We start from the raw sequence: 25,461 nt of genomic DNA on the forward strand, positions 1-25,461 counted from the left end.
GTGAAGCCGCTGCATTGTTTTAAAGCTTACTCTGAGTGGTCTTGTCAGAGTAAGCGGGCTGCGAGCGAAGCCATTGCCTCTTCACATGAGTAAGCTTAATTAAATGGTAAAAAAGGGTGGTGTTCCCTTTTTTACCTAACTTGAATTCCCTTCTACAATTTCTGGTTCGTTTCTCTTTTGATATTAATAGAGCGTATGCTATAATAAAGGCATAAATAAAAAGTTGCCTGCCGTGTTTGTTAGCTTCTCCTTGTTTCGAACCTTGATTTATTTAAGGGAGTTTTATATTGAAGATCTGCCAGCATGCCAGCACGTTCTGGAAGCTGAATGAAATTCTGCGAACACCCACCTACGAGAGTAGGTTCATGAAACAACTGAAGCAACGGCATACGCGGGTTACGACTATGGAATGTTTTAGACACCTTTATGTAGGTGTCTATTCTATTGTTTAGAGAAGGTATAGGAGGAGAAAATAGTGGGGAAATCTTTCAAGTTTAAGAAAAAACAACATGTGTCAACTCGTTTGAATGTTCTTTTCTTTGCTGTATTTATCTTATTTTCAGCACTTATTCTTCGCTTAGGAGTTGTTCAAATTGTTGAGGGTCAAGAATTTGTTAAAGAGCTTGAGAAGACGAGCAATACCACAGCACGAATAGATGCACCACGAGGGCTTATGTATGATCGACTTGGAAATGTTGTTGTAGATAATGAGCTTGAATTATCTGTTACATATACGAATCCTTCGAGAACAACAAGTACTGATGCAATGATCTCCATTGCACATGAGCTTGAGAAATTAATTACTGTTGAAACAGATCGAATTACAGAGCGAGACAAGAGGGATTACCTTTTGATTGGAATGACTGAGGATCAAAGGTATGAGCTTGTAAGTCGTGAAGAAAGAAATGAGTTAGATCACACGTCGGAAGAATATCAATTAGAAGTTGAACGTGTCCCAGATGAAGCTATTGAAGCATTATCTGAACAAGATTTACGTGTGTTAGCGATATACCGTGAAATGTCTAGAGGTTACGCAAATTCTCCGCAAAGAATCAAACGGGGCATTACTGAAGAAGAGGCTCATCTTTTGAGTGAAAATCTATATCGACTTCCTGGTATCGATATATTGCGAGATTCACGAAGAAGTTATGTGTATGGAAATTCTTTTCGAAGTTTATTTGGGTCTACAGGGCCGATTCCAAGAGAAAAGGTCGATTATTATTTATCAAGAGGATACGATCGTTCAGACTTAGTAGGAACTAGTTTCCTGGAGTTACAATATGAGGATGTTCTACGTGGACAAAAAGCAATTGTCGAGAACATTACACAATCAAGTGGAGGACAAACTGTCGAAAGTTATGTGAACGAACGACTCGGGCAGCGTGGAAATGATCTTGTCTTAAGCTTGGATATGGAATTGCAGCAACGTCTAGAAGAGATTATTGACGAAGAAATGAAAAAAGCAGGAAACTCTTTTATTTTGGATCGTTCTGCTTATGCTGTATTTATGGATCCGAGAACTGGCGATATTTTATCAATGGCTGGCTTCAACGATCCGGTTGGTGTCAGTTATGATAATTACGCAGATCATATAGGAAATGTTACAAAATCATTTGAAATGGGTTCATCAGTTAAAGCAGCATCTGTGTTGACTGGCTTTCAAACTGGAGTAACTCACCCTGGCAATAGCTTTAACGACAGACCGATTCGTTTGCCTTCAACACCTGAAAAGAAGTCCGTTAGAAATTACGGGTGGCTGAATGATTTGCGAGCGCTTGAAGTGTCGTCAAATGTATATATGTTTGAGATTGCAATGAGAATGGCCGGTTGCTACTATCCTAACAACTGCAACTGGACAAACAATTCTGTTGAAGGTGCTTATAACGAAATTAGGTATTACTTTAGCCAGTTTGGTTTGGGATCTGATACAGGGATAGACTTGCCATCAAGTTCGTCGGGGTTAACTGGGGGAACGTCAATTTATGGGAACTTACTTGACATCATGATTGGACAGTATGATACGTATACTACACTTCAATTAGCTCAGTATATATCAACAATTGCAAACGATGGAGTAAGGATGCAACCGCGCCTTGTAACAGAAATTCGGGAACCGATATCTAGTCCAGAAGGTCAAGGTGCGGTTGTTCAAAAGTTTGAACCGAGTGTGTTAAATCGAGTTGACATGAGTGATGAGTATATTTCTCGTGTTCAACAAGGCTTGCGTAATGTTATGACTAGTGGAACAGCGAGTAGCCGTTTTGCTAATAAAACGTACCAACCTGCTGGAAAGACAGGGACAGCACAGGTAAGTGTTGCTGTTGGAGAGGGAGATAACCGTAGGCTTATTGATGGGAATACACAGACCTTAGTCGGGTATGCACCGTATAAAAACCCTGAAATTGCTTTTGCCATCGTTGTCCCAAATGTGAAGTTGGAAAGAAATGGTGGAAGGCAAGGGATGGCACAAGAAATTGCAAGTCAAGCGTTAGATGCTTATTTTGAAATGAAAGAAGTTCGCATCGGTCCAACTAAAGCAGATCGACCAGTACTTGAACAACCAGATTATAATTAGAAGAGTTTCTTTAGGGATATATACAAAAAGGCTTTACTCGATATTATTTCGAGTAAAGCCTTTTTTTCTGAGTAAGGTCGTTTCCCAGGTTGCCATAATAGAAAAAACTTATGATTTATAAGTAGAATTAGTCTATTTAGTGAATTTATTGTTCGGTTTCGATAAAAAATGATGCCGAAAAAACTGTGTAAAAAAACTTTATTCGACAATTCGAACCTAATAAATAAAATTTCGATATCGTTACCTTTCATTCGACATTAAATTACTGACTTAAAGCGACAAAAAATACTGGCGAAAAAAGGCGAATAATTTTTTTGATTTAGGAAAATGGTGTCAGACAAAGGTGCGACAAAATAAGACAAATTCACCTTCTTGTTCCTTTAAAATGAGACCTGTATGATGAATATAACAAAAAAAAAGAAATACAATCAAGACTTACATCATTAAGGAAATTCATATTCTGAATTTGCTATAAATTGAAAATGCAATTATTTGATTGGAGGTGAAGAAGTTGATCGAAGAGATTCTAAACTTACGGGAACAGGGCTATTCCTTCCGTAAAATTGCAAAGGAGCTAAATACAACAGTGGGAAAAGTACAATATCGTTATCAAAAGCACAAACAACAGCTTGAGGAAAATAAAGAGAATGACTATCATTTTGAACTAATTGTACCTGACAGTTATGAGAGAGATGAGATTACATTGCTTTCGCAAAGTCCTAAGGTAGTATATGTTTTTTGGGAAATTAGTTCATCTTTAAGACAAATTATAGAGCATCAATGTCGTCTACCTTGGCATGAATTGAACAAACAGTTACGAATATATGACTGCACAATGTTAGATTTTAATGGGCACAATGCACATCGTTATTTCGACATTTCTTTACCTGAAATGACGAACAATTGGATGATTCAAAATCTAGAACCAAATAGAACTTACATAGTTGATTTAGGAATTTGGACAAGGCAAGGCTCGTTTCTTTCATTAATTCGTTCCAATGCAATTGATACTCCACGTTCAGATGAAGCATCGAAAGGATTACATGTTGATGCTGTAAATCAGTGGAAAGAGGGAAATTCAAGCGAACCACAATGGCTTGAGCATTTTAGTACTTATTCATATTATGAGAAGGTAAAGTAGGGGGGATTTGTTTTGAAGGAAGGTTATTACTCATTAGTATTACACGCACATCTTCCCTATGTTCGTCATAAGGAAGAAGGGAGAATAGAGGAGCGTTGGTTATTTGAAGCTATAACAGAATCATACATTCCATTGTTGTGGGAATTAGAAAGAGTTAGTATCGAAGATGCTCTAACGATTTCATTTTCACCACCTGTAATGGAAATGCTTGCAGACCAAGTCATTCAAGAACGCTATCTAGAATATATTATTAAAACTGAAGAACTACTTCAAAAAGAAGAAGAGAATGCACAAACACAAAAAGAGTGTGACTTAATCTCATTCTACATTAAACGTTATCAGAAAATTAAGAAAACATTTCTTGATTTAAATAAAAACTTGATAGTTGGTTATCGTGATTTGTTTGAAAGAAAGGTTATTAGATGTATTACCAGTTCAGCGACACATGCATTTTTACCGTACGTGAAAACAAAAGCTGCAATCCGATCTCAAGTAGTCGAAGCAATTCGTTGTTTTGAACAACATTTTGGTTCAAAGCCTAAGGGATTTTGGTTACCAGAATGTGCGTTTGCTCCAGGAATTGATCGGATTTTAGTTGAGGAAGGAATTGTTTATTCTTTTGTTGATGAGCATGCTCTTTTGAATGCAGATCCGACTCCTTCAAAAGGAAGTGGTTCTCCGATCTATTCTCCGCATGGGCTTATTCTTTTTCCAAGAAACACAGACCTATCTAGTAAAGTATGGAGTTCAACACTAGGTTATCCTGGTGATGTCGATTATCGTGAATTTTATCGTGATATTGCTTATGAGCGTGAGTGGGAATATATCAAACCCTATGTACATGAAGAAGTTCGAATTGATACTGGAATTAAGCATAAGAGAATAACTGGTCAGATGGAAGATAAGGACATTTATGTTCGAGAATGGGCTGAAGGCAAGCTTGCAGGTCATGCAGATGACTTTATATATTCCATCGAACAGGAAATTGATGTACATGGAGATCAGTGCTTTCCTCCTTACCTAATGGTTACCCCCTTTGATGCAGAGTTATTCGGACATTGGTGGTTTGAGGGACCTGAATGGATAGGACAAGTGTTAGAAAAGGGACAGAATCGAATTCAGTTTATAACACCAGAAAGCTATATTGATCGTTATTATCAAGACTTTGAAACATCTCATGTCTCATTCTCTACATGGGGACGTGAAGGATATGGCCATGTCTGGGTAAATGAAACCAACCAGCATCTTTATCGCCACCATCATAGAATGGAAACTGATCTGGCGACAATCGTTGCGCTGTATTCAAATCCAACCCAATTAGAAAAACGTTATTTAAAACAAATGGTTCGTGAATGGATGTTGGCAGTGAGTAGTGACTGGGCTTTCATAATGGATGGACAAAGTGCTGTTCAATATGCACAGGAGCGCTTTTCTCACCATTTGAGTCGATTTGATGCAATAAAAGAAAAGTTGTTGCAGGGGGCGATTCATGATTCATGGATTACAACAGTAGAAGAGAGTTTTCCATTTTTACAAGATGTTGATGAGAGCCTATTCGTTTCTCCTCACGATGCATACGTGCAATCCAAAGAAGAATTAGATAACGAGAAAAAACGGTCAATTTTAATGCTCAGCTGGGAATTCCCTCCAATGATGGTAGGAGGTTTATCTCGACATGTTTATGACCTGTCAAGAGCGATGGTAAAAGAAGGGCATGAAGTACATGTAGTTACCTCTTATGTTCATGGTTACCCAAATTATGAAGTAAATCAAGGTGTTCATGTACATCGCATTAAAGGACTTCAACCAGAAGCTAACCAATTTTTTGATTGGGTGGGAAGCTTGAATTTGGCTATGACCCGCTATGTTATTCAACTTTCCAGAAAGCAGCAGTTTGATATTATTCATGCACATGACTGGTTAGTCGGGGTTGCTGCCAAAGGGCTAAAACAGGCCTTGAACATTCCTCTTCTAGCAACAATTCATGCAACAGAGCATGGACGAAATAACGGGATTCACAGTGAATTACAGTATGAAATTAATCAAAAAGAGTGGGAATTAACATATGATGCAGATCGAGTCATTGTTTGCAGTGACTATATGAAGGAAGAGCTTCAGTCAATTTTCTCCTTACCTGATGAGAAACTAGCTGTGATTCCTAATGGGGTCGATCCTGATCTGTTGCAACCATATACGAGTAGTACTGCAAATATAACTTCAAATGATACGTTTACTGTATTTTCTGTTGGCAGAATTGTTCGAGAAAAAGGATATCAAACGGTAATAAATGCTGCAGCAATATTAAAGGAAAAAAATGTGAACATCCGTTTTGTTATTGCAGGAAAAGGACCAATGCTTGATGAGTTTAAACAACAAGTTTATGAAAGACAATTAGAATCATTTGTAACATTTCTTGGTTTTGTTAGTGATGAAGAAAGAAATGAATGGTTCAACCGTTGTGATGCAACAATTTTCCCGAGCCTTTACGAGCCATTTGGTATCGTTGCGCTTGAAGGTTTAGCTGCAAATAAAGCGACTATGGTGTCTGATACAGGTGGGTTAGCTGGGATTATCCGCCATAATGAGAATGGTGTCAAGTTCTATCCAGGAGATGAACAGAGTCTTGTCACACAAGTTCTGTATTTATATAATCACCCGATTTTACGAGAGGGATTGGCACAGCAAGGGTTACACGATGTAAAGACACGCTTTGATTGGGAAACAATTGCAAAACAAACAGAAAAAGAAATGGTTCTGTGCTTAGAAGGAGAACTAGAACTAACTATCTAATGAGGAGGCAGATGAGATGAAAGGTGTTATCATGGCTGGAGGAAAAGGGACGAGATTACGTCCATTAACTTGTAATGTACCAAAACCAATGGTTCCTCTAGTACAAAAACCAGTAATGCAATATAGTATAGAGCTTTTGAAGAAGTATGGTATTACAGATATTGCCGTAACTGTTCAATACCTACCTGATGTAATACGAGATTACTTTGGAGATGGCTCCAAATTTGGGGTTAATTTAACTTATTTTGAAGAGACAACTCCTTTAGGAACAGCTGGTAGTGTAAAGCAAGCAGAAGCCTTTTTGGATGAGCCTTTCATCGTCGTGAGTGGAGATGCACTAACCGATTTTGATCTTAGTGCGGGAATTGACTTCCACGAAAAGAAGGAAAGCCTTGTAACTATTTTTATGAAACAAGTTGAGTGTCCACTTGAATTTGGAGTCATTATGACAAACGAACAAGATAAGATTGTTCGTTTCCTTGAAAAACCAAGTTGGAGTGAGGTGTTTAGTGATACGGTTAATACGGGAATTTACATTATGGACCCAAGTATTTTCTCCTATATAGAGGAAGATCAAGTTGTTGACTTTAGTAAAGATGTGTTCCCGAAATTGTTAGCTGAAGAATCAGCTATGTTTGGCTATGCAGCTGATGGGTATTGGTCAGATATAGGTAACTTAAAACAGTACAGACAAGCTCATTGTGATTTATTAAATAGATCCCTTGATGCGAGCATTCAAGGAACTGAAATAGAACCATCTATTTGGGTTGGCGAAAATGTCATCATTGAAGAGGGGGCCAAGATTGAAGGGCCGGTTTCAATTGGATCTAATACAATTATTCGGTCAGGTGCGCGCCTAGCCGAACATACAGTCATTGGATCTGATTCTACTATTTCGAATAGAGCTTCCCTTAAGCGGTCAGTAGTGTGGAACGGTGGTTATCTTGGAGATGATTGTGAGCTAAGAGGTTCAACATTGTGTCAAGGTATTACAGTTGGTACAAAAGCAACTGTATATGAAGATGCTGTCATTGGACATCACACTATTATCGGGGAAGAGGCGAAAGTACAACCAGAAGTAAAAGTTTGGCCTTACAAGCGTATTGATGCGGCAACAACTGTACCGCAAGCCTATGTATGGAATGAAGTAGGTGCACAGTCGATATTAAAAGGCCATCGCGCTAGTGGGGTTGCTAATGTTGAGATAACACCTGAAGATGCAGCTAAATTAGGTGCAGCATATGGAAGCATGCTTAATCAAGGGACGAAAGTATTAATAGCAAATGATAACCACCCTTTCTCACAGGTTATGAAACTATCACTCGTTCAAAGTTTACAAGCGTCAGGCATTCATGTCATTGAACTTGGACATACGATGCTTCCTATTCTAAGATATAGTGTTGAAATGGCTAATGTAGGAGGCGGAATTTATTTACGAATAGCTGATCGTGCTGAAGAAAAACAAATGGTCATAGAGTTTTTCAATGAACAAGGATACCCGATTAGTACGTCCGAGCAACGTGAGTTAGAGCAAGTGATGGCATTTCAATCATACCGCCGTGTGGCATTTGATTATGTTGGAGAGTATTTAATTGACAACCAACTTGAAGATAGATACACGAAGCAACTATTACTTGATGTAAATGAGGGCGCTATCAGAAGTGAAAAATGGCAGGTGGCTCTTCATGATGAAACAACAGAACAACATTCTTATCTCTCTAATCTTCTTTCTAGATTAGGATGTGAGATTCATAGGATACCGCGTGAAGTTAAAGTGGAATCGATGAGTGATTATATGAAAAATAACAGTCTCGATTTAGGAGTCATGGTAGGAGAAAGTGGCGAATTTATAAGCTTAATGACTTCTGAGGGACAACTTGTAACAGAAGAAGAACAATTAACATTGTTTATTTATATGCAATTTGAAAAAGGGTTACGTTCAGAACTTGCGATTCCTCTTTATGGTGGGTCCGCACTCGAAGAGATAGCTGCAAGCTATGATAAGAAGCTGATTCGAACAAAAACTTCAGCACGAGCGATGATGGAGTCTGAAGGAACTGTTCAAATGATGGCCTATGACGCCCCGTTTGCCATTGTACATTTATTGGACTTTTTAACAGAAAGTAATGTAACACTTTCAGGTGTTTTAAGTGAACTTCCAACGCAAGCTATTTATAAACAAGAGGTCGATTGCCAAACACAACAAAAAGGCATAGTAATGAGAAAGTTAATGGAATCACTAAAAGGAAAAAATGTTGAATTAATAGATGGTATGAAAGTAAGACATCAAGAAGGAAGTTGGACTTTTATCGTTCCTGACCAAGACCAAGCAACTTTCACTGTATATGCTCAATCTAAAGATGGAGCACATGCAAAACAATTGGCAGGTGAATATATTGAACAAATTAATGTTATTAAACAACAAACAACCTAATAAGCTTGCCTTTCTAAAAGAAAGCCTATACTCGCATAAAAGTTTGGGAGTTTGGTTAAATGGGAGATGCTCATGGCTTAGTAGTGAGGAATGGGATATGTCACCGAGGGAAAGCAAAGGAGGGGCATTATCCATTATTGTTGCTTATCATAAGCAGTGGGAATTTCAAGTAACTATTTTAAAAGAACGGTTTGATAAGGAACTTGGTTTCGTTTATACAGTTATTGTAAAGAATCAATCAGATAAAAAAAGAGATATACGATTAGTATTTCATCAACAGAATCTTGCGGCATTTACACGACAAATATCGTTTGTTTCACCTTCAAAACAGACCATTTTACATTCTGGACAACCATATCTTTCTCTTCTAGCAGCACGTTTTCATAACGAAATAAATTGTCAACTAGCTGTTGGAAAGAAAGAAAAGGTTTGGTGCGACCGGGAAGGTACTTTAGTGCTTGCTCCATTATGTAGAGATGGACAAGAAAGTATGATTGTTTCAAAGCTTCAAATGGAACCTTCTCAGGAAACGTATGGTCGTATTTGGGAAGTTTTTGGTCAAACTGAAAAGGAAGTGTATGTAAAACATTATCAACAAGCTACGTTTGATAAATTGAAACAAGTGGTGACTAAACAAACATTAAAATGAGGAATGTGGACGTTAAGTACTCTTAATTTATCTCGATGTGCTTACGTTCTGCACTTTCTAGCAGAAAAAACACTTGATTGAAGCGCGAAGATTTGCTATCATATTCAAGTATGAAGTAAGCACAGTTTGGAGGGATAGCAAATGCGTGTACAAGTAACTCTTGCCTGCACTGAGACAGGAGATCGTAACTATATTACAACAAAAAATAAACGCACAAATCCTGAGCGTATTGAATTCAAGAAATACAGCCCAAGATTAAAGCGTCATACGTTACACCGTGAAACAAAGTAAGCAGCTGGATTCTCCGCTGCTTTTTTCTTTTTAATTCCATCTTGGAGGTTCCTCTCCGAAAAGAATGAGAGCGAGTGAGAATTTTGGAAAAAAAGCAAATTATACGAAAAAAAGTAAACCGTGCATTAGAAATGCTATCGGAAAAGTCGTATACAAAATGGTCTTTTGAAATTGCTTTGCATCTTATCTCTTCAACTTATTGGAAAAAGGCAAATGTTATTGCATTTACAATATCTCGTGGTCGCGAGGTTGATACATATTATTTAATTAGAAAGGCATGGGAGGAAGGGAAACGGGTTGTTGTTCCCCGCGCAAACTTTAAAACAAGGCTTATGACATTCTATGAAATTACTAGATTCGATCATTTAGAAGAGCGTCCTTACAGTTTGAAAGAACCAATGGTTAAGTACTGTTCGTCTGTTAATCATGCTGAGATTGATTTAGTCATTGTTCCTGGTTTAGCATTTGATAAAAATGGTTATCGTTTAGGGTTTGGAGGAGGTTTTTATGATCGATTTCTTCCGACAGTTGATGCTATTACAATATCATTAGCCTTTCCATGTCAAATAGTACAAGAGCTTCCTATTGAGAAACATGATCGAAAAGTAGATCACATTATCTCTCCATCAGGTTTTTATTAGTGATGACGATTATACTATTAATAGGAGTTTTTCTTCTAGCTACAATTGCTTATTTTAAAAAGAAATTAACATGGTCAGGAGCTATTGCAGCATGTTTTGTTGGAGGATTTATCTCCATTGGCTTTGGCTTATATGGACTGCTCTTACTTGGAATGTTTTTTTTGAGCTCTACTATACTTGGTTCATTAAAGGACCATAACAAAGAATCCGATATAGTTGAGAAGGGTGGGCATAGAGATGCCATTCAAGTACTTGCAAATGGGGGAATGGCTTCCTTATTATCACTAATTTATCTTATTTATCCTTCTCCTTACCTCATTTGTGGTTTTGTAGCGAGCCTAGCTGCAGCTAACTCTGATACATGGGCTTCTGAGATCGGACCATATAGTAAATATCGCCCATTTCATATAATAAAAAGAGAACGTGTAGAAGTTGGAACATCAGGAGCGATAACAGCTCTTGGATCATCTGCTGCTTTTGCTGGAAGTTTTCTAATCGTTGTTCTTTCAATTTTTTTTTGGTGGGGTGACCACTATAATAGCCATATTTTATTGATTGTTTTGACTTTGGCTGGATTTATCGGTAACGTAGTTGATACAGTACTCGGAGCCATTTGGCAAGTTGTTTATCGTTGTCCTTCCTGCTCTACTGAGACGGAACGAAAGACTCATTGCAGCGTAAAAACTGTTCGTGTGAGTGGTAGAGGTTGGGTTGATAATGACATTGTGAATGCTGGCTGTACACTCATTGCTGCGTTACTCGGTATTTTGATAGGCTGGTTGTTTGTATAAGGAGGAAGACATCAATGGAACGTTACTCAAGACAAGTTCGATTCTCACCTATAGGTGAGAAAGGGCAGAGGTTGCTCTCGAAAAAGTCGGTTTTAATTGTAGGCGTGGGTGCACTAGGTACAGTACTTGCTAATCATTTAGTTCGAGCAGGTGTAGGGCTAGTTCGTTTTGCTGATAGAGATTATGTTGAGATGAGTAATCTTCAGAGACAAATGCTTTTTGATGAAAGTGATGTGAAGGAAAGTTTGCCAAAAGCAATTGCTGCAGAACGCAAACTGAAAGCGATTAATTCAGATATTAAAATAGAAGGCGTTGTTACAGATGTAACTGTAGATAATTTACCTTCATTAATTGAAGGGATCGATCTTGTGTTAGACGGTACTGATAACTTTCGAACTCGGTTTCTTTTAAATGATATGTGCTATAAAGAAGGAATCCCTTTTGCATATGGAGGCGCAGTTAGTTCAAGGGGAATGTCTGCCTTATTTATTCCAGGGAAAACACCGTGTTTGCGTTGTTTTATTAATCAAGGTGATGGCAATGGTCAAACTTGTGATACGATTGGAGTGATTAGCCCTGTAGTTGATATAGTTGCATCTTATCAAGTGGTAGAGGCACTTAAGTATCTTGTCGGTGATGAGGAAACACTCAGAGGTACTTTGCGTAGTTTTGATTTATGGAAAAATCATCAATTTGATTTAAAGATGAATAACGCAAAAGAGAGTTGTCCGACATGCCAAAAGAAAGATTATCCTGCTCTAATGGATGAAGGGGATCATGTTACGACGCTGTGTGGAAGAGAAACGGTACAAATACAACGAAACACGCCTATTGATTTAAAAAGATGGGCTACTACGTTAGAATCGGTTGCACAAATCAAACTAACTCCATTTCTATTGAGAGCACAGCTTCTAGAAGGAGAACGGCTGGTTCTATTTCCAGATGGAAGAGTGCTTGTACAAGGGACAGAAGAAATAACTCGAGCTAAATCACTCTATAGTAAATATATGGGGGGATAAAGGATTTATGTTTTGTGTGAAAAATAAGGAAGTTGTTGACCATAAATGAAGGAATAAGCATCATTTAACGATTGTGAACATTTTCTTTCATAATTATGGATAAAATGATGAATTCACACGCAAAGTAAGGAAGAGGAGGGATGATTATGTTTCAACGTCTCATTTCTATTCTATCACTTGTTTTCTCGGTGTACTTTGCGTATAAGTATCGCTATCGTGTGTTAAATGCGTTTCTAGGTCGCCGGATGCTACGCAAACTCGCAGTAGCATTTGCGATGCAAATTCCTTTTATTCGCGATAAGGTACTAGGTTCGATTTTACAATCAAATCGACCGCAAGAAACTGTATAAAAGTAAAGAGGGTCTGTCTTCTAGAAGAGTTGGTTTCTAGAAGGCAGGCCCTTTGCTTTGAATTTTGTCTTTCAATCGCATACTTCTAGAAAGAGAAATTCTTGCTATAATAATTGTAAGAATAAACTATAAAAGAGAGGGGGGTTATATGGAATCGTTAGAGCATGATTATTTCTTTTGGAGGTTGATTCATCACTATGTTTTAGAAAAGGGGTTCCGTGTTCTTGACAAAAGAGAACAAGAGTTCTTGTTAGAGGATGAGGAGGCTAAGCCTCGTAAAGTTTTACGAATCATTCGTACGGATATAGAATTTGCCAGTTGGTTAAGAAGAGATGCTGTTGAATCAGTGAAGCAGTTTGAACGTGTTAGACGTCACCTTCGTGTCCGGAAGCTAATTGGTGAAAATTTGTATATTAGTATGAATCCCCCTGTTGATTCTTTTGAAGATGTCACAAAACCGTATTTTGAGAGCCACAAAAAACGAACGACTGTTTATACTGCAGTACTAGATAGAAGAAATACTGAGAGGATGAAACTTCCTGATGCTCCGTCCATTGAAACCGTAGAAGAGTTAGAGAGCGCTATTTTTCACTTGAAACAGCAGATTACTCAAATAACAAATGCTCATGAAGAGAAAGAAAAGTCATTGTTTTTACATGGCAAACCAATTGCAACAGTGATTTTGTTATGTTGTATTGCCGCTATGTTTTCTGTAGTAGAAAAGAATGGAGGAAGTACCTCCGTTCTGACGCTAATTGAATTTGGTGCTAAATATAACCCGCTAATAATTGCAGGGGAATGGTGGCGCTTACTATCAGCGATGTTTCTCCATATTACCTTTCTACATTTATTTATGAATTCAATTGCTCTGTTTTATCTTGGTGGAGCAGTCGAAAGGATGTATGGAACGTCTCGTTTTTTAATCATTTATTTTTTAGCTGGATTGACTGGTTCAATAGCGAGTTTTGCTTTTAATGAACAAGTAGCAGCAGGTGCATCAGGAGCTATTTTTGGATGTTTTGGGGCATTGCTATATTTTGGAACAATCTATAAAAAATTGTTTTTTAGAACAATGGGAAAAAGTGTGCTAACAATATTGGCAATAAATTTAGTTTTTGGATTTGTCGTTCCGATGGTTGATAATGGGGCACATATCGGTGGGCTTCTTGGCGGATTTCTTGCGTGCGCCATCGTTCATTTGCCAAAACACAAAACAACGTATAAGCAGCCTCTCGTTGCTATTATAATGATACTTTTGTTATTTGGCCTTTTTCGATTTGGGATAAATAATGAACAAAAAGTGAGTTCGCCCATGGTAGAGTTACAAATTGGTCAGGAGTACCTGCAACAAGATGAGCTTGAAAAAGCTTACCCTTTTTTAAAAAGAGCAGTGGAAGAAGGTTTGGATATTCCAGAAGCAACCTTTCTATTAGCATATGCTGAAGCAAAGTTCGAAAATTATGAAGTGGCGAGAGAGCTTCTGTTAGAAACGATCGAAAAAAGGTATGAATTCCATGAAGCCCATTATAATTTGGCACTTATTTATTTAGAACTTGATCAAATCGAGGAAGCTCGTGCATCGGTTAATCGTGCGATTGATTTGTCACCTGACGATACTTACCTCGATTTACAAGAGCGTATACAGCATTAATGCTGTATTGTTTGCAATAGTTGAATTGGCTCTCCATCTGAGGTTCTAAATAGAACAAAGAAATGATCGGCAGCTGTAGGAACAAGAATCACTGGAACTGTGCTACCGATGGGGCTTACGGTGGTCCCATCATGTTTTGTTATACCAAGCACGTAATTTTTGTATAACCCTTCCCAGAGACCGCCAAGAAATTGAGCGGTTTTCTCTTTCGTTAATCCTGGTAATGGCTCGTGTTCGTATTGCACTAAATCGGTTAATGCTATTCGTTTATATTCATCTTTAGGTAGGTTGTAATATTCAAATAATGCGTCCCAATCATAATCTTGTTGCTGTTTTAGAATATAATCGAGAATTCTTTTGCTTTCTTTTTCTTCCTCTGTGCTCGGCTCACGAAAAGCATGTAAAGGAGTAAGTGGTGAGTCAATGACATAGAGTTGATCAAAGCTAAGCTTTTGTGCACTTTTTATTACATCATTTGGATAATGTAATTCGGCATGATGAAAGGTAACAACGCGATAATGACCACTGTCATCAGCCTTTACATCTTTCTCCATTTCGATCACCTCCGTATTTTCACGCCATGAAGAAAGAGTATCTTTTAAATAACCGTCTTCAAATAGTAATGATACATCTTGTCGTAAATAAGCAGGTTGATTTAAAACAGATGTTACACTCCAATCTAAAATATACTCATCCTCATCTTCCATTGCTTGAAACTCAATGTGTGAAGTTGCTTCCTCAAACGTTGCATTAGGATCTAGCGGAAAAAAAATTAAGGCATCACGTAATGGCTCAGGTTTAATTGTGATGACGAGGAAAAGCCCAACACAAAATGATGTTATAAGTAAGGTAATAGCGAATTTCCATTTTTTCATTGTCGTTCCTCCAATGGACAAACTATTTGCCACATTTATATGTATTTCAATAAGGCAATATGCATGCTCCTATGCATGAATTTGGATTTTGGAGCAAATAATGAAAAGGAATTGGAGGTGACATTAGTGAGCGTAAATAAGGGAGGACACCCTGTTTCAATCATATATAAACAGAATATTGATTTTTTGAAAAAGGAATTAGCTGTTGACAAGAGTTTTGACTTAATACATTTGGAACTTGAGCATGGTGAACGAGAAATGTCGCTCTTTCTCGTTGATGGATTTGGTAAGGACGAAGCAATCACACAGATTCAGCGAGAATTACTTCGAATAACCGCTTCTGATTTAGCAGATCGGCCTTTGGATCGATTGATGAAGCACTACATTCCTTATGCAGAAATAGAGGCGACCGATGATTTAGATAATGTTGTAGACCAAATTCTTGCAGGTCCAGCGGCTCTTGTTGTTGAAGGTATTGATAAAGTTATTTTAATTGACACACGTGAATATCCCGTAAGAGGACCAGAAGAGCCGGATACAGAAAAGGTTATTCGTGGTTCTAAGGATGGGTTTGTTGAGACTCTAGTAATGAATGCAGCACTTATGAGACGGCGCATAAGAGATAGAACAATGAGAGTAGAATATGTGTCTGTAGGACGTCGATCTAAATCTGATTTAGCCATTTCCTATATTGCTGATATTGCAGATCAAGAATATGTAACAAAGCTTAAGGAAGCGTTAGAGAAAATCGATACGGATGGATTGCCAATGGGCGATAAGACAATAGAGGAATTTGTCTTTGGGCATAATACTAATCCGTATCCAATGGTACGTTACACAGAACGTCCGGATGTCGCGGCTACCCATTTACTTGAAGGCCACGTCATCATTATGGTTGATGGTTCCCCAAGTGTGATGATCTCACCGACAACGTTTTGGCACCATATGCAACATGTTGAGGAATATCGCCAAAAGCCGGTTGTTGGAACAAGTTTACGAATCGTTCGGTACGCGGCGGTTTGGGCTTCAATCTTTTTATTGCCTCTTTGGTATTTATTAGCTACAAATGATCAATTAACTCCAGAAGCACTAGCTTTTATTGGTGCTGAAGAAGAAGGGACTGTTCCTTTATATGCACAGTTTCTTGTAGCTGAAATTGGAATTGAGATGCTCAGAATGGCAGCTATACATACTCCCAATGCTCTTGCAACAGCATTAGGTCTTGTTGCTGCTCTTTTAATTGGCGAAGTGGCAATTAATGTTGGACTATTTTCGCCTGAAGTAGTTCTTTATTTAGCGGTAGCTGCTGTTGGAACATTTGCGACTCCAAGTTATGAAATGAGTCTAGCCAATCGTTTAATAAGGGTAGTTCTACTAATTGTTACAGTGATATTTGGAGTAGCTGGTTTTGTCATTGGAATTACTATCTGGTTGCTGATGCTTGTACGCCTTCACCCATTAGGTACACCTTATATGTGGCCCTTCCTACCGTTTAATGCTCAAGCTCTTCGAGATGTATTATTCAGAGTATCGATGCCACTTAAAAAGCAAAGACCATCAACAGTACACCCGAATGACCCGGATAGATGAAAAGCCTAAGAGACCACGAAGGTTTGCGTGGTCTCTTAGGCTTTTCACATTTAAGTGAATTTAAAGAAGCAAGAAAGTTTATCTAAGAAAAGATCACTTAGAGGCGTTTCTAAAAACCGGTTGCTGACTCTTCCATATCCCGTTCGAATAAGTCATCTTTCACAAAGATGTCTGTACTATCGATTGCTTGAGTTTCGTTTGCAACCACGAGTCCAAATGGAGTTTGTTTTTGTGGTGTAACAATGGTAAAGCGAATGCCTAATTTATTTGCTTCTTGAATGTAATTGGAATAGTTCCCATAGTTTAAATTGCTGTTTACGTATAGGTGTAGATTTGACTTTGTTTTCATTATTTGTAGAACTTCTGAATACATCCCCTTGTGAATCACTTGCCTTTTTGTAAGAACTAAATGGATTCGTTCGAGAATAGTTGTTAAAAATAATTGTCTTTCTTCTGGTTTGATTTCGGGCGTTCCATAAAGTGCGCGATCAATGATGTCTTGTACCTTTTGGTCCATTGTCGTCCCTCATTTCTTCATTTCATTTGAACAAGTTCTCTTCTTGTCCTTCTTATTTTTGTTTACAGACATATCATATCATAAGAACAAATTACCTTTTGATTCCTTACTATTTTGTGCGTAATTTGTCATTTCGAAAACGCTTAATAAAAAAGGAAGGTGTTCTCCATGTGGTTTACGATGATTATTTTAGTGTTTGTTTTTACAATAGGTATGACGATTGGTGGGTTGCTAGCAGCACCAAGAGATCCTGTAAGACCAATTCAGTTTATTTTATTTTCTTTGTTTTTTTTGTTTTTATGTTACATTGGGATGATCACAGGTATGTTTATAACTGGTTGGATCGGATTACGCTTTATTGAAATTGTATTAGCAATTCTTGCGTTACTTTTTATTGTCGCTTGTTTTAGTCGTTTTCATCCTACACTTGGCTTTTTTCATCCAGAAGATAAAATTCTCTTTTCGGTGCTTGCGCTTTTGTTTTTTATAATGGGGATAGAATGGGGTTTATTAGAATTAAGAACATTCTTCACTATTGCGGCGGCTTTATTGTTTACAGCGGCATTAGGTCTTGGTTTATATGTTCAGATGCAAATTCGGAAAGCGCTTTGGCGTTATTCCTATATAGCGTATGCTCCTCTTATTTGGCTTCTTTTCGTAACCGTATTGAAGCTGTTATAATGAATGAGAGGTGAGCGCATGAAAACAATGTACGATGTAAGACAGCTGCTTAAAAATCACGGGACGATTGTTTACACACGCGATCGTTCTTTGGATCTTTCTCTGATGGAGGAAGAGCTACGTGAACTTTATAATTGGAAGATTATTGATGCAGAGATGTTTCAACTGGGATTGCTCATCTTACGAAATGAGAATAAATCAATAAATTAGAGGTGGAGAATGGTGTCGATGAAATGGTTTGTTGGTGTTGATATTGGTGGAACGACAATTAAGTTGGCTTTTGTGACGTTAGAAGGGGACATTGTTACGAAGTGGGAGATTCCTACGAATAAAGTGGATGGTGGGAAACACATTACTAGTGATATAGCGAAGGCAATTGAAAGCAAACGTGTAGAACTTGGTGCAACGAATGATGCACTTGTAGCAATGGGATTAGGGGCACCTGGTTTTATTAATATGGCTACCGGATTTATTTATCATGCTGTTAATATTGGCTGGAAGAATTTCGCTCTAAAAGATGAACTCGAAAAAGAAACGGGATTATCTGTAACGGTTGATAATGATGCAAACATTGCAGCTTTAGGAGAGATGTGGCGAGGAGCCGGAGATGAAGCAAAGAATTTGCTTTGTGTTACTCTTGGAACGGGTGTAGGCGGAGGAATTATTGTCAACGGTCAAATCCTTCATGGTGTAAATGGCATGGCTGGAGAAATCGGTCACCTTACTTCCATTACGGATGAATCAGGAGCGTCGTGTAACTGCGGAAAAACAGGATGTCTTGAGACAGTCGCATCTGCTACTGGGATTGCAAGATTGGCAATAGAAGGTTTGAAAAAACAACCTAACAGCAATCTTCAAACGGTATTTGAGCGTGAAGGAACGCTTACAGCAAAAGATGTGTTTGATGCTGCAAAAGAAGAGGACGAACTTGCGAAATCTATAATAGAAGATGTATGTTTTCATCTTGGATTAGCTCTAGCCAATTTAGCAAATGCTCTAAATCCTGAAATTATAGTTCTTGGTGGAGGCGTTTCTAAAGCTGGAGATTTGTTATTGAATCCTCTTAAAGAACAGTTTAAACGTTTCGCATTGCCACGTGTAGAAGAAGGTTGTAAATTTAAGGTTGCAACACTTGGAAATGATGCAGGGGTAATTGGAGGAGCCTGGCTGGCAAAGCAGGGGTAATGTCTGGTCACAATTAAATTGTGGTGTACATACGATATCATAAGGACAATCATCATAGTACAAAGGAGCCAAATCGGATGTCAGAATACCGGACGGAACGAGATTTAATTGGAGAAAAACAAGTCCCGAAAGAAGCTTATTACGGAATTCAAACAGTTCGTGCAAGAGAGAATTTCCCAATAACAGGATATCCACCACATCCTGAGCTTATACGAGCATTCGGATATGTAAAAAAAGCAGCTGCAATGGCTAACAGAGATGTTGGAGTACTTAGAGTAAATATAGCAGACGCCATTATTGAAGCTGCAGAAGAACTAGTGAATGGGAAGCATCAAGATCAGTTTATTGTTGATGCCATTCAAGGTGGAGCTGGAACGTCCTTTAATATGAATGCGAATGAAGTGATAGCAAACCGAGCGATTGAACTACTTGGTGGTCAAAAGGGTGAGTATATGCGTGTGAGTCCGAATACACATGTAAATATGGCCCAATCAACTAACGATGCGTTCCCAACAGCCATTCATATTGCATCCCTTCGGCTGGCGGATGGTTTAACGGGAGAATTAAGCAAATTAATTGTTGCTATTAAAGAAAAAGAAAAGGAATTTGATAATGTATTAAAAATGGGTCGGACTCATTTGCAGGATGCTGTTCCGATTCGATTGGGACAAGAGTTCGGTGCCTATCAGCGAGTTCTTAACCGAGATCTTGGAAGGATTAAACGTTCGGTTGGTCATTTATTTGAGATCAATATGGGAGCAACGGCTGTTGGAACGGGTCTTAATGCAAAGCCTGAATACATTAAGAAAGTAGCTATATATTTATCTGATATAACGGGATATCCTTTTAAGACGGCGGAGAATCTAGTTGATGCAACTCAGAATACAGATGCATATACAGAGGTATCTAGTGCTTTGAAAATTATGGCAATCAATTTATCGAAAATGGCAAATGACCTCCGTCTAATGAGTTCTGGTCCACGTACCGGATTAAATGAGATAAATTTGCCTTCAAGACAACCAGGTTCTTCTATTATGCCTGGAAAAGTAAATCCTGTAATGTGTGAAGTGATTAATCAAATTTCTTTTCAAGTAATTGGGAATGATCATACGATTAGTCTTGCTTCAGAAGCAGGTCAGTTAGAACTTAATGTAATGGAGCCAGTGTTGGTATTTAACTTATTGCAATCATTTTCTATTTTACAAAATGGAATAAGTGTTTTCCGGAAGTACGCTATTGAAGGGTTAACTGCAAATGTTGACAGGTGCCGTGAGATGGTTGAAAATAGTGTAGGAATTGTTACAGCAATAAATCCTCATGTTGGATATGAGGTTGCCTCAAGAGTAGCTAAAGAAGCGATCCGAACAAATAGACCAGTTCGTGAAATATGTCTTGAAAGAGGAATTTTGTCTGAAGAAGAATTAAATGAAATTCTTGATCCGAAAGAAATGACGAATCCTGGTATTGCTGGTTCACGATTTATTCAAGGTTAAGCTATCTAGAAAGCCACACGGTTTTTCTTTGTTGCAAATAACTCACAAGTTCAAACGACCTTGTGGGTTATTCTCTCTACAAATATATATCAGTAGAAGAGCTCATTAGAACGAGCTCGAATGACTTAAAAATTCAGCTTCCTTCAAGAAAATAGTGCACTGAAGTAAGTGTAGGCGCGATTTGGAGTTTGCTGAAGGTGATAAGTCTTTTTTTTGTGGACCTTAATCAATTTTTATAATTATTGAAACATTTTAATGAGTTAATTCGTCTAATAAATGTGTAAGAAATAGAAAGAAATTGGGGGGACAAGGTTACATGAAACATTTGATAGTAATTATATTAGTTCTTTTCACAGTTTCAGCCTGTTCCCAAACATCTAATTTGATTCAGCTTGCTCCAAAAAGTTTGAATGAAATGCCTGTTAAGCGTAATGTACCTTATTCATTTTTTACAGGTTCAGTTATCACACCAATACAAAATAAACTCCCTGTTTTAGAAGTAATGAGTTGGTATGACGAAGATACAATTCTTTTTTTGCAAGAGGGAAATGAGATGTTCAGTTTACATACACATGATCTTTTTTCAGGGGAAACATCAGTTTTTTTTAAAGAAGATGGTTGGATATTAGACGTCAGTGCAAATGCTGACTATTCCTTGTTTGCTGTACAATATCTTTCAGTGGATGCGCGGGCGCATTTAAAGATCGTGAATGACCTCGGGGAGATTGTTTGGACGATTAAGGATTATGGAGATGAATATACAATATATTGGAACCCATATGACAAACAGACATTTGTAATGGTTGCTTATTTGCCTGACTGGAAGTTTGAAACGTATACAGGGAATGTTGAGCAGAAGACGATAACTGATATGGGACTGTCACACTCTTACTTTCAGTGGATCTCAGAATCAAAAGTAGGGTATTTGAAATGGGAAGAGTTGGAACCGAATTATCAGGCTCCGCTATATGAAATAGATATCGAAAGTGGGGAAACAAAAAGATGGAAGGATGCAGTTATTGCTTTTATGAGCTTTCCAGATGGTTTATCGCTTTCTGTTACAGTTGATTCTATTTATGATCTTTATTCTGTCTACCGCTTTTATGATGAACAACAGCTGTATAGAAAAATTGAGATGCCAATCCTCAACACGTATTCTGAACAATGGTGGATCCCATATTACTCATATGACGATAACAATGGCATTTTCTATTACTTGCGTCCAAAGTATAGTGGTGATTATTTTAGTTATGAAGATGGATATGAGTTAATTGCCTATAATGTGCAAGATGATTCTGAAGAAAAATTAATCTCATTAGAAAAGCATGTCCCAATTTCCATTTCACCAACGGGTTCTAGTATTCTTATTGGTGAACGGTTTGAATATGTTTATGATCTACAAGAAGGTACGCTTGTACAAATGTGGATAGAATAAATTCGAAACAGGTTATTTAAAAAGGAATTTTTATTTTTATTTGACCATCTCCTAAATAACGACATAAAGTCGTGATGAAGCTTTTTGAATACACATAAATATTGCGCCTCTTGCATTTTTGAAGCAGTCTGTCATAATGGAGATAATAACTTGTATTTTCAAGACTAGGGGTGTCTGCATAAGTGGACTGAGAAAAAGGCTTTGCCTTTTACCCTTATACCTGATCTGGATCACGCCAGCGTAGGGAAGTCGTCGCAGTCGTATTCCGTATGTTCGGATGCGGCTTTTTTTTGGATTTTTATCATAAAGGTGGGGCTAGTATGAAAGAATTTAAATTATATGCAATAACGGGTGAAGAGTTTCATCAAGGTCGAGAACTCATAGAAGTAATGGAGGAAGCGATTCTTGGTGGAGTGGATATCATTCAATTACGAGATAAGACAAGCAGTAAGAGAGAAGTATTAATGAAAGCAAAAGCATTACGAGAATTAACAAAAAAACATGATGTAACATTTATTGTTAATGACCATATTGATGTTGCTCTTGCAGTGGACGCTGATGGGATTCATCTTGGTCAAGATGATTTGCCTCTTGCTGATGCAAGAAACATTATGGGACAAGATAAAATAATTGGTATTTCAACTCATCATATCGACGAGGCACGTGAGGCGCAAGTAAATGGTGCAGATTATATTGGAGTGGGTCCTATTTTTCATACAAATAGCAAAGTCGATGTTGTTGATCCGGTTACGACTGAATACATTCAACAAGTCGCTTCGGAAATTACGATCCCATTTGTCGCGATCGGCGGGATTAAACTTCATAATGTTGATCAAGTAATAGAAGCAGGTGCAACTAGAATTTGCATGATTTCTGAAATCGTTGGAGCTGACGATATTAAAGGAGTTTGTGAGCAATTTACGAAAATATTAGCTACAAAGGGAGAGAAGTAAAGTGCGGCTACTAATTAATGGAGAAGAACACAACGTAGAGGTTTCTACTCTTGAAGAGATCGTGTCTCATTTTGACCTTGAACCTCATCTAGTTGTAACTGAGGTTGAAGGTAGAATTATTGAACGTGCTAATTGGTCTGAAAAAAAATTACATGAAGGAATGAGAATTGAGCTCGTTCAATTTGTTGGAGGTGGATGATATGAAACAAACAAAATTAACGATAGCAGGGAAAGAATTATCATCACGTTTCTTTCTTGGAACAGGAAGGTACCCAAATCCATTTGTGCAAAATGAAGCGATTAAAGCTTCAGAAGCAGAAGTCTTAACATTTGCTATTCGAAGAGTGAACTTAGGTGCTCCAAACGAAGATGCTATTTTACAACATTTAGAAGGAATGTCTTTCACGTATTTGCCGAATACGTCTGGTGCAAAAACGGCAGAAGAAGCGATTCGAATTGCCAGACTTGCAAAAGCATCAGGATTAAGTGATTGGATTAAAGTTGAAATAAGTGTTGATGAGAAGACACTTTTACCTGATCCAATCGAGACATTAAAGGCGACAGAGGTATTAGCTAAGGAAGGTTTCATCGTCTTACCGTATACATCGGATGATCCCGTTCTTTGTAAAAAATTAGAAGAAGCTGGAGCTGCTGCAGTGATGCCAGGAGGCGCTCCCATTGGAACAGGTTTAGGGATTTTAAATCCTTATAACCTTGAATTAATTATTGAACAAGCCAATGTACCAATTATCGTTGACGCTGGACTCGGTTCGGCTATGGATGTAGCTCAGGCAATGGAGCTAGGGGCAGATGGTGTTTTAATGAATACACCAGTAGCAAAGGCGAAGGACCCTGTAAAGATGGCTCATGCAATGAAATATGCAATTGAAGCAGGAAGATTATCGTATGAAGCAGGAAGGATCCAAAAGAAGAAGTATGCAACAGCTAGTAGTGGTCTTACTACATTTGTTTCAAAGTAGGAAGAATGGTTAATTGGGGGGAAATTTGTGAAAGAGAAAGTAGTTATTCTAGGAGGGGGCGTCATTGGCTTAGCGACAGCATTCGAGCTTAGTAGACGTAATTATGATGTGACAGTTTTGGAGAAAACCAGTTGTGGGGGACAAGCGTCTGGAGCAGCAGCTGGCATGCTTGCTCCTTTTTCAGAAATTGGAGAGGATCCCGATGATTTCTTCAAATTGTGTCTTGATAGCTTACGAATGTATAAAAAGTGGCAAGGTGATGTCAAAGAAGTATCGAAGTTGGACTTTGAATATTCGGAGAGCGGAAGCCTGCACGCCGTCTATCATGACGCTGATGTGCTCGCTCTTGAAACGAGACAGTCGTGGCAGAGTGAATGGGGAGCGGAAGCCGAATTAATTTCGGGTGAACAATTATGGAAGATGGAGCCTGCTCTTTCTAAAGATGTGAAGGCGGCTATGTATTATCCTGAGGAGAGTCATGTTTTTGCGCCAGATTATGTGAGAGCATTAGAACAAGCTTGTCGCGTAAATGGAGTAAACATTGTTGAACACCTTGACGAGGTAGAGGTAATCGAGTGGGAACAGTCAGTTGAATTACGCGCAAAGGACGGTCGTGAGTTTATTGGAGATCGTCTAATTATTAGCTCGGGTGCTTGGTCTAGTGAATTAGAAGAGACATTCGGTCTTCGTATTCCCGTCTATCCGATCCGTGGGCAGATATGTGCATACGAAGTACCAACTAATCAAGTGAAACATATCATATACACAAGTCAAGGCTACCTCGTTCCAAAAGCAAATGGAACATTAGTAAATGGTGCATCTGAAGATATAGCTGGATTTCGTACTGATGTAACGGATAAAGGAATTGCACGATTAACTAACTGGAATAAGCATGTCTTTCCATTTCTAGCAAAAGAAACACCATTTCATACATGGGCAGGATTACGACCAGCAACGCAAGATGGCTTCCCACTTATTGGGAAACTCGAGCAAGCCCCACATATTATCTTTGCAACGGGGCATTACCGAAATGGAATCTTACTTAGCCCAGTAACTGCTGTTGCTGTAGCGGATCTATTAGAAGAAAAAGAAGCATACGCACCATTAGCATCATGTAAACCAGAACGATTTACATAAGAGAGTTGGTACCAAAAGGGGTGCATTTCCCCTTTTGGTACCAACTCTCAGCAATGAGCGGAGCCGCTGCTATCTTTTAAGCCTTTTGTGAGTGGGTTTCTCAAAAAAGGCGCGCAGCGTGTGGAGCCATTGCCATACCGCATAAACAGAAAATTTACCAAAAAGGGGTGCATTTCCCCTTTTGGTACCAACTCTCAGCAATGAGTGGAGCCGCTGCTATCTTTTAAGCCTTTTGTGAGTGGGTTTCTCAAAAAAGGCGCGCAGCGTGTGGAGCCATTGCCAT

Annotated in this window: 23 protein-coding genes, 1 other RNA gene and 1 riboswitch; of the genes, 22 read left to right on the forward strand and 2 right to left on the reverse strand. The window is 38.3% G+C overall.

All coding sequences use genetic code 11. The features are described from left to right. Positions 1 to 221 precede the first annotated feature (221 nt). The 12 genes from ssrS to SLH51_RS22240 all read left to right on the forward strand — a co-directional run bounded on the left by ssrS (position 222) and on the right by SLH51_RS22240 (position 14,332). A non-coding RNA gene (ssrS, locus tag SLH51_RS22185) (6S RNA) lies at positions 222 to 402 on the forward strand. A 73-nt stretch (positions 403 to 475) separates the two neighbouring features. Continuing rightward, positions 476 to 2,575: a peptidoglycan D,D-transpeptidase FtsI family protein gene (locus SLH51_RS22190; RefSeq protein ID WP_335963734.1), complete on the forward strand. Its 2,100-nt coding sequence runs from the start codon at positions 476 to 478 to the stop codon at positions 2,573 to 2,575. 502 nt (positions 2,576 to 3,077) lie between these two features. Further along, positions 3,078 to 3,716, forward strand: a complete 639-nt coding sequence (locus SLH51_RS22195) for a DUF4912 domain-containing protein (protein ID WP_335963735.1) — start codon at positions 3,078 to 3,080, stop codon at positions 3,714 to 3,716. 12 nt (positions 3,717 to 3,728) lie between these two features. Beyond that, on the forward strand, positions 3,729 to 6,506 hold the full coding sequence (locus tag SLH51_RS22200) for a 1,4-alpha-glucan branching protein domain-containing protein (RefSeq protein WP_335963736.1): 2,778 nt from the start codon (positions 3,729 to 3,731) through the stop codon (positions 6,504 to 6,506). 16 nt (positions 6,507 to 6,522) lie between these two features. Beyond that, positions 6,523 to 8,940 (forward strand): sugar phosphate nucleotidyltransferase, encoded by a 2,418-nt coding sequence (locus SLH51_RS22205; RefSeq protein ID WP_335963737.1) that lies wholly within the window; start codon positions 6,523 to 6,525, stop codon positions 8,938 to 8,940. Between the two features lie 97 nt (positions 8,941 to 9,037). Next, positions 9,038 to 9,589, forward strand: a complete 552-nt coding sequence (locus SLH51_RS22210) for a hypothetical protein (protein ID WP_335963738.1) — start codon at positions 9,038 to 9,040, stop codon at positions 9,587 to 9,589. A 141-nt stretch (positions 9,590 to 9,730) separates the two neighbouring features. After that, the gene (gene rpmG, locus SLH51_RS22215) at positions 9,731 to 9,880 is read left to right on the forward strand and encodes a 50S ribosomal protein L33 (protein ID WP_034624960.1); all 150 of its coding nucleotides are present in this window, start codon (positions 9,731 to 9,733) and stop codon (positions 9,878 to 9,880) included. 83 nt (positions 9,881 to 9,963) lie between these two features. After that, positions 9,964 to 10,521 carry a 5-formyltetrahydrofolate cyclo-ligase gene (locus SLH51_RS22220; RefSeq protein WP_335963739.1) on the forward strand — a complete coding sequence of 186 codons (558 nt, stop codon included), beginning with the start codon at positions 9,964 to 9,966 and terminating at the stop codon, positions 10,519 to 10,521. A 2-nt stretch (positions 10,522 to 10,523) separates the two neighbouring features. Next, a complete protein-coding gene (locus tag SLH51_RS22225; RefSeq protein ID WP_335963740.1) occupies positions 10,524 to 11,312 on the forward strand; it encodes a DUF92 domain-containing protein in 789 nt (262 codons plus the stop codon). Positions 11,313 to 11,326: 14 nt separating this feature from the next. After that, entirely contained in the window at positions 11,327 to 12,331 is a 1,005-nt protein-coding gene (locus tag SLH51_RS22230) for a ThiF family adenylyltransferase (RefSeq protein WP_335963741.1), read from the forward strand. Positions 12,332 to 12,477: 146 nt separating this feature from the next. Next, the gene (locus SLH51_RS22235; RefSeq protein WP_335963742.1) at positions 12,478 to 12,681 is read left to right on the forward strand and encodes a sodium:proton antiporter; all 204 of its coding nucleotides are present in this window, start codon (positions 12,478 to 12,480) and stop codon (positions 12,679 to 12,681) included. Between the two features lie 148 nt (positions 12,682 to 12,829). Beyond that, complete coding sequence (locus SLH51_RS22240; protein ID WP_335963743.1) at positions 12,830 to 14,332, forward strand: rhomboid family intramembrane serine protease; 1,503 nt, start codon at positions 12,830 to 12,832, stop codon at positions 14,330 to 14,332. On the opposite strand, the gene SLH51_RS22245 is transcribed toward SLH51_RS22240, so the two are convergent. After that, a complete protein-coding gene (locus SLH51_RS22245) occupies positions 14,329 to 15,207 on the reverse strand; it encodes a hypothetical protein (protein ID WP_335963744.1) in 879 nt (292 codons plus the stop codon). The genes SLH51_RS22240 and SLH51_RS22245 overlap by 4 nt on opposite strands. A 126-nt stretch (positions 15,208 to 15,333) precedes the next feature. On the opposite strand from SLH51_RS22245, the gene SLH51_RS22250 reads away from it, so the two are divergent. Beyond that, positions 15,334 to 16,797 carry a spore germination protein gene (locus SLH51_RS22250; protein WP_335963746.1) on the forward strand — a complete coding sequence of 488 codons (1,464 nt, stop codon included), beginning with the start codon at positions 15,334 to 15,336 and terminating at the stop codon, positions 16,795 to 16,797. A gap of 109 nt (positions 16,798 to 16,906) precedes the next feature. On the opposite strand, the gene SLH51_RS22255 is transcribed toward SLH51_RS22250, so the two are convergent. Then, positions 16,907 to 17,314, reverse strand: a complete 408-nt coding sequence (locus tag SLH51_RS22255) for a YueI family protein (RefSeq protein ID WP_335963747.1) — start codon at positions 17,312 to 17,314, stop codon at positions 16,907 to 16,909. A gap of 168 nt (positions 17,315 to 17,482) precedes the next feature. On the opposite strand from SLH51_RS22255, the gene SLH51_RS22260 reads away from it, so the two are divergent. The 9 genes from SLH51_RS22260 to thiO all read left to right on the forward strand — a co-directional run bounded on the left by SLH51_RS22260 (position 17,483) and on the right by thiO (position 25,178). Beyond that, positions 17,483 to 17,995 carry a hypothetical protein gene (locus tag SLH51_RS22260; protein ID WP_335963748.1) on the forward strand — a complete coding sequence of 171 codons (513 nt, stop codon included), beginning with the start codon at positions 17,483 to 17,485 and terminating at the stop codon, positions 17,993 to 17,995. 18 nt (positions 17,996 to 18,013) lie between these two features. Next, a complete protein-coding gene (locus tag SLH51_RS22265) occupies positions 18,014 to 18,205 on the forward strand; it encodes a YqgQ family protein (protein ID WP_335963749.1) in 192 nt (63 codons plus the stop codon). 18 nt (positions 18,206 to 18,223) lie between these two features. Continuing rightward, entirely contained in the window at positions 18,224 to 19,180 is a 957-nt protein-coding gene (locus tag SLH51_RS22270; protein WP_335963750.1) for an ROK family glucokinase, read from the forward strand. Between the two features lie 77 nt (positions 19,181 to 19,257). Continuing rightward, positions 19,258 to 20,673: an aspartate ammonia-lyase gene (gene aspA / locus SLH51_RS22275; RefSeq protein ID WP_335963751.1), complete on the forward strand. Its 1,416-nt coding sequence runs from the start codon at positions 19,258 to 19,260 to the stop codon at positions 20,671 to 20,673. Positions 20,674 to 20,989: 316 nt separating this feature from the next. Continuing rightward, positions 20,990 to 22,108 (forward strand): YqgU-like beta propeller domain-containing protein, encoded by a 1,119-nt coding sequence (locus SLH51_RS22280; RefSeq protein ID WP_335963752.1) that lies wholly within the window; start codon positions 20,990 to 20,992, stop codon positions 22,106 to 22,108. A 156-nt stretch (positions 22,109 to 22,264) separates the two neighbouring features. Beyond that, a riboswitch (TPP riboswitch) is annotated at positions 22,265 to 22,372 on the forward strand. Between the two features lie 56 nt (positions 22,373 to 22,428). After that, positions 22,429 to 23,061, forward strand: a complete 633-nt coding sequence (gene thiE / locus SLH51_RS22285; RefSeq protein WP_335963753.1) for a thiamine phosphate synthase — start codon at positions 22,429 to 22,431, stop codon at positions 23,059 to 23,061. Position 23,062: 1 nt separating this feature from the next. Continuing rightward, entirely contained in the window at positions 23,063 to 23,260 is a 198-nt protein-coding gene (gene thiS, locus SLH51_RS22290; protein WP_335963754.1) for a sulfur carrier protein ThiS, read from the forward strand. Position 23,261: 1 nt separating this feature from the next. Then, positions 23,262 to 24,041, forward strand: a complete 780-nt coding sequence (locus SLH51_RS22295) for a thiazole synthase (protein ID WP_335963755.1) — start codon at positions 23,262 to 23,264, stop codon at positions 24,039 to 24,041. Positions 24,042 to 24,068: 27 nt separating this feature from the next. Next, positions 24,069 to 25,178, forward strand: a complete 1,110-nt coding sequence (thiO, locus tag SLH51_RS22300) for a glycine oxidase ThiO (protein WP_335963756.1) — start codon at positions 24,069 to 24,071, stop codon at positions 25,176 to 25,178. Positions 25,179 to 25,461 lie beyond the last annotated feature (283 nt).

Origin of the sequence: Halalkalibacter kiskunsagensis (assembly GCF_037027555.1) — a bacterium.
Lineage (GTDB): Bacteria > Bacillota > Bacilli > Bacillales > Bacillaceae_D > Halalkalibacter > Halalkalibacter kiskunsagensis.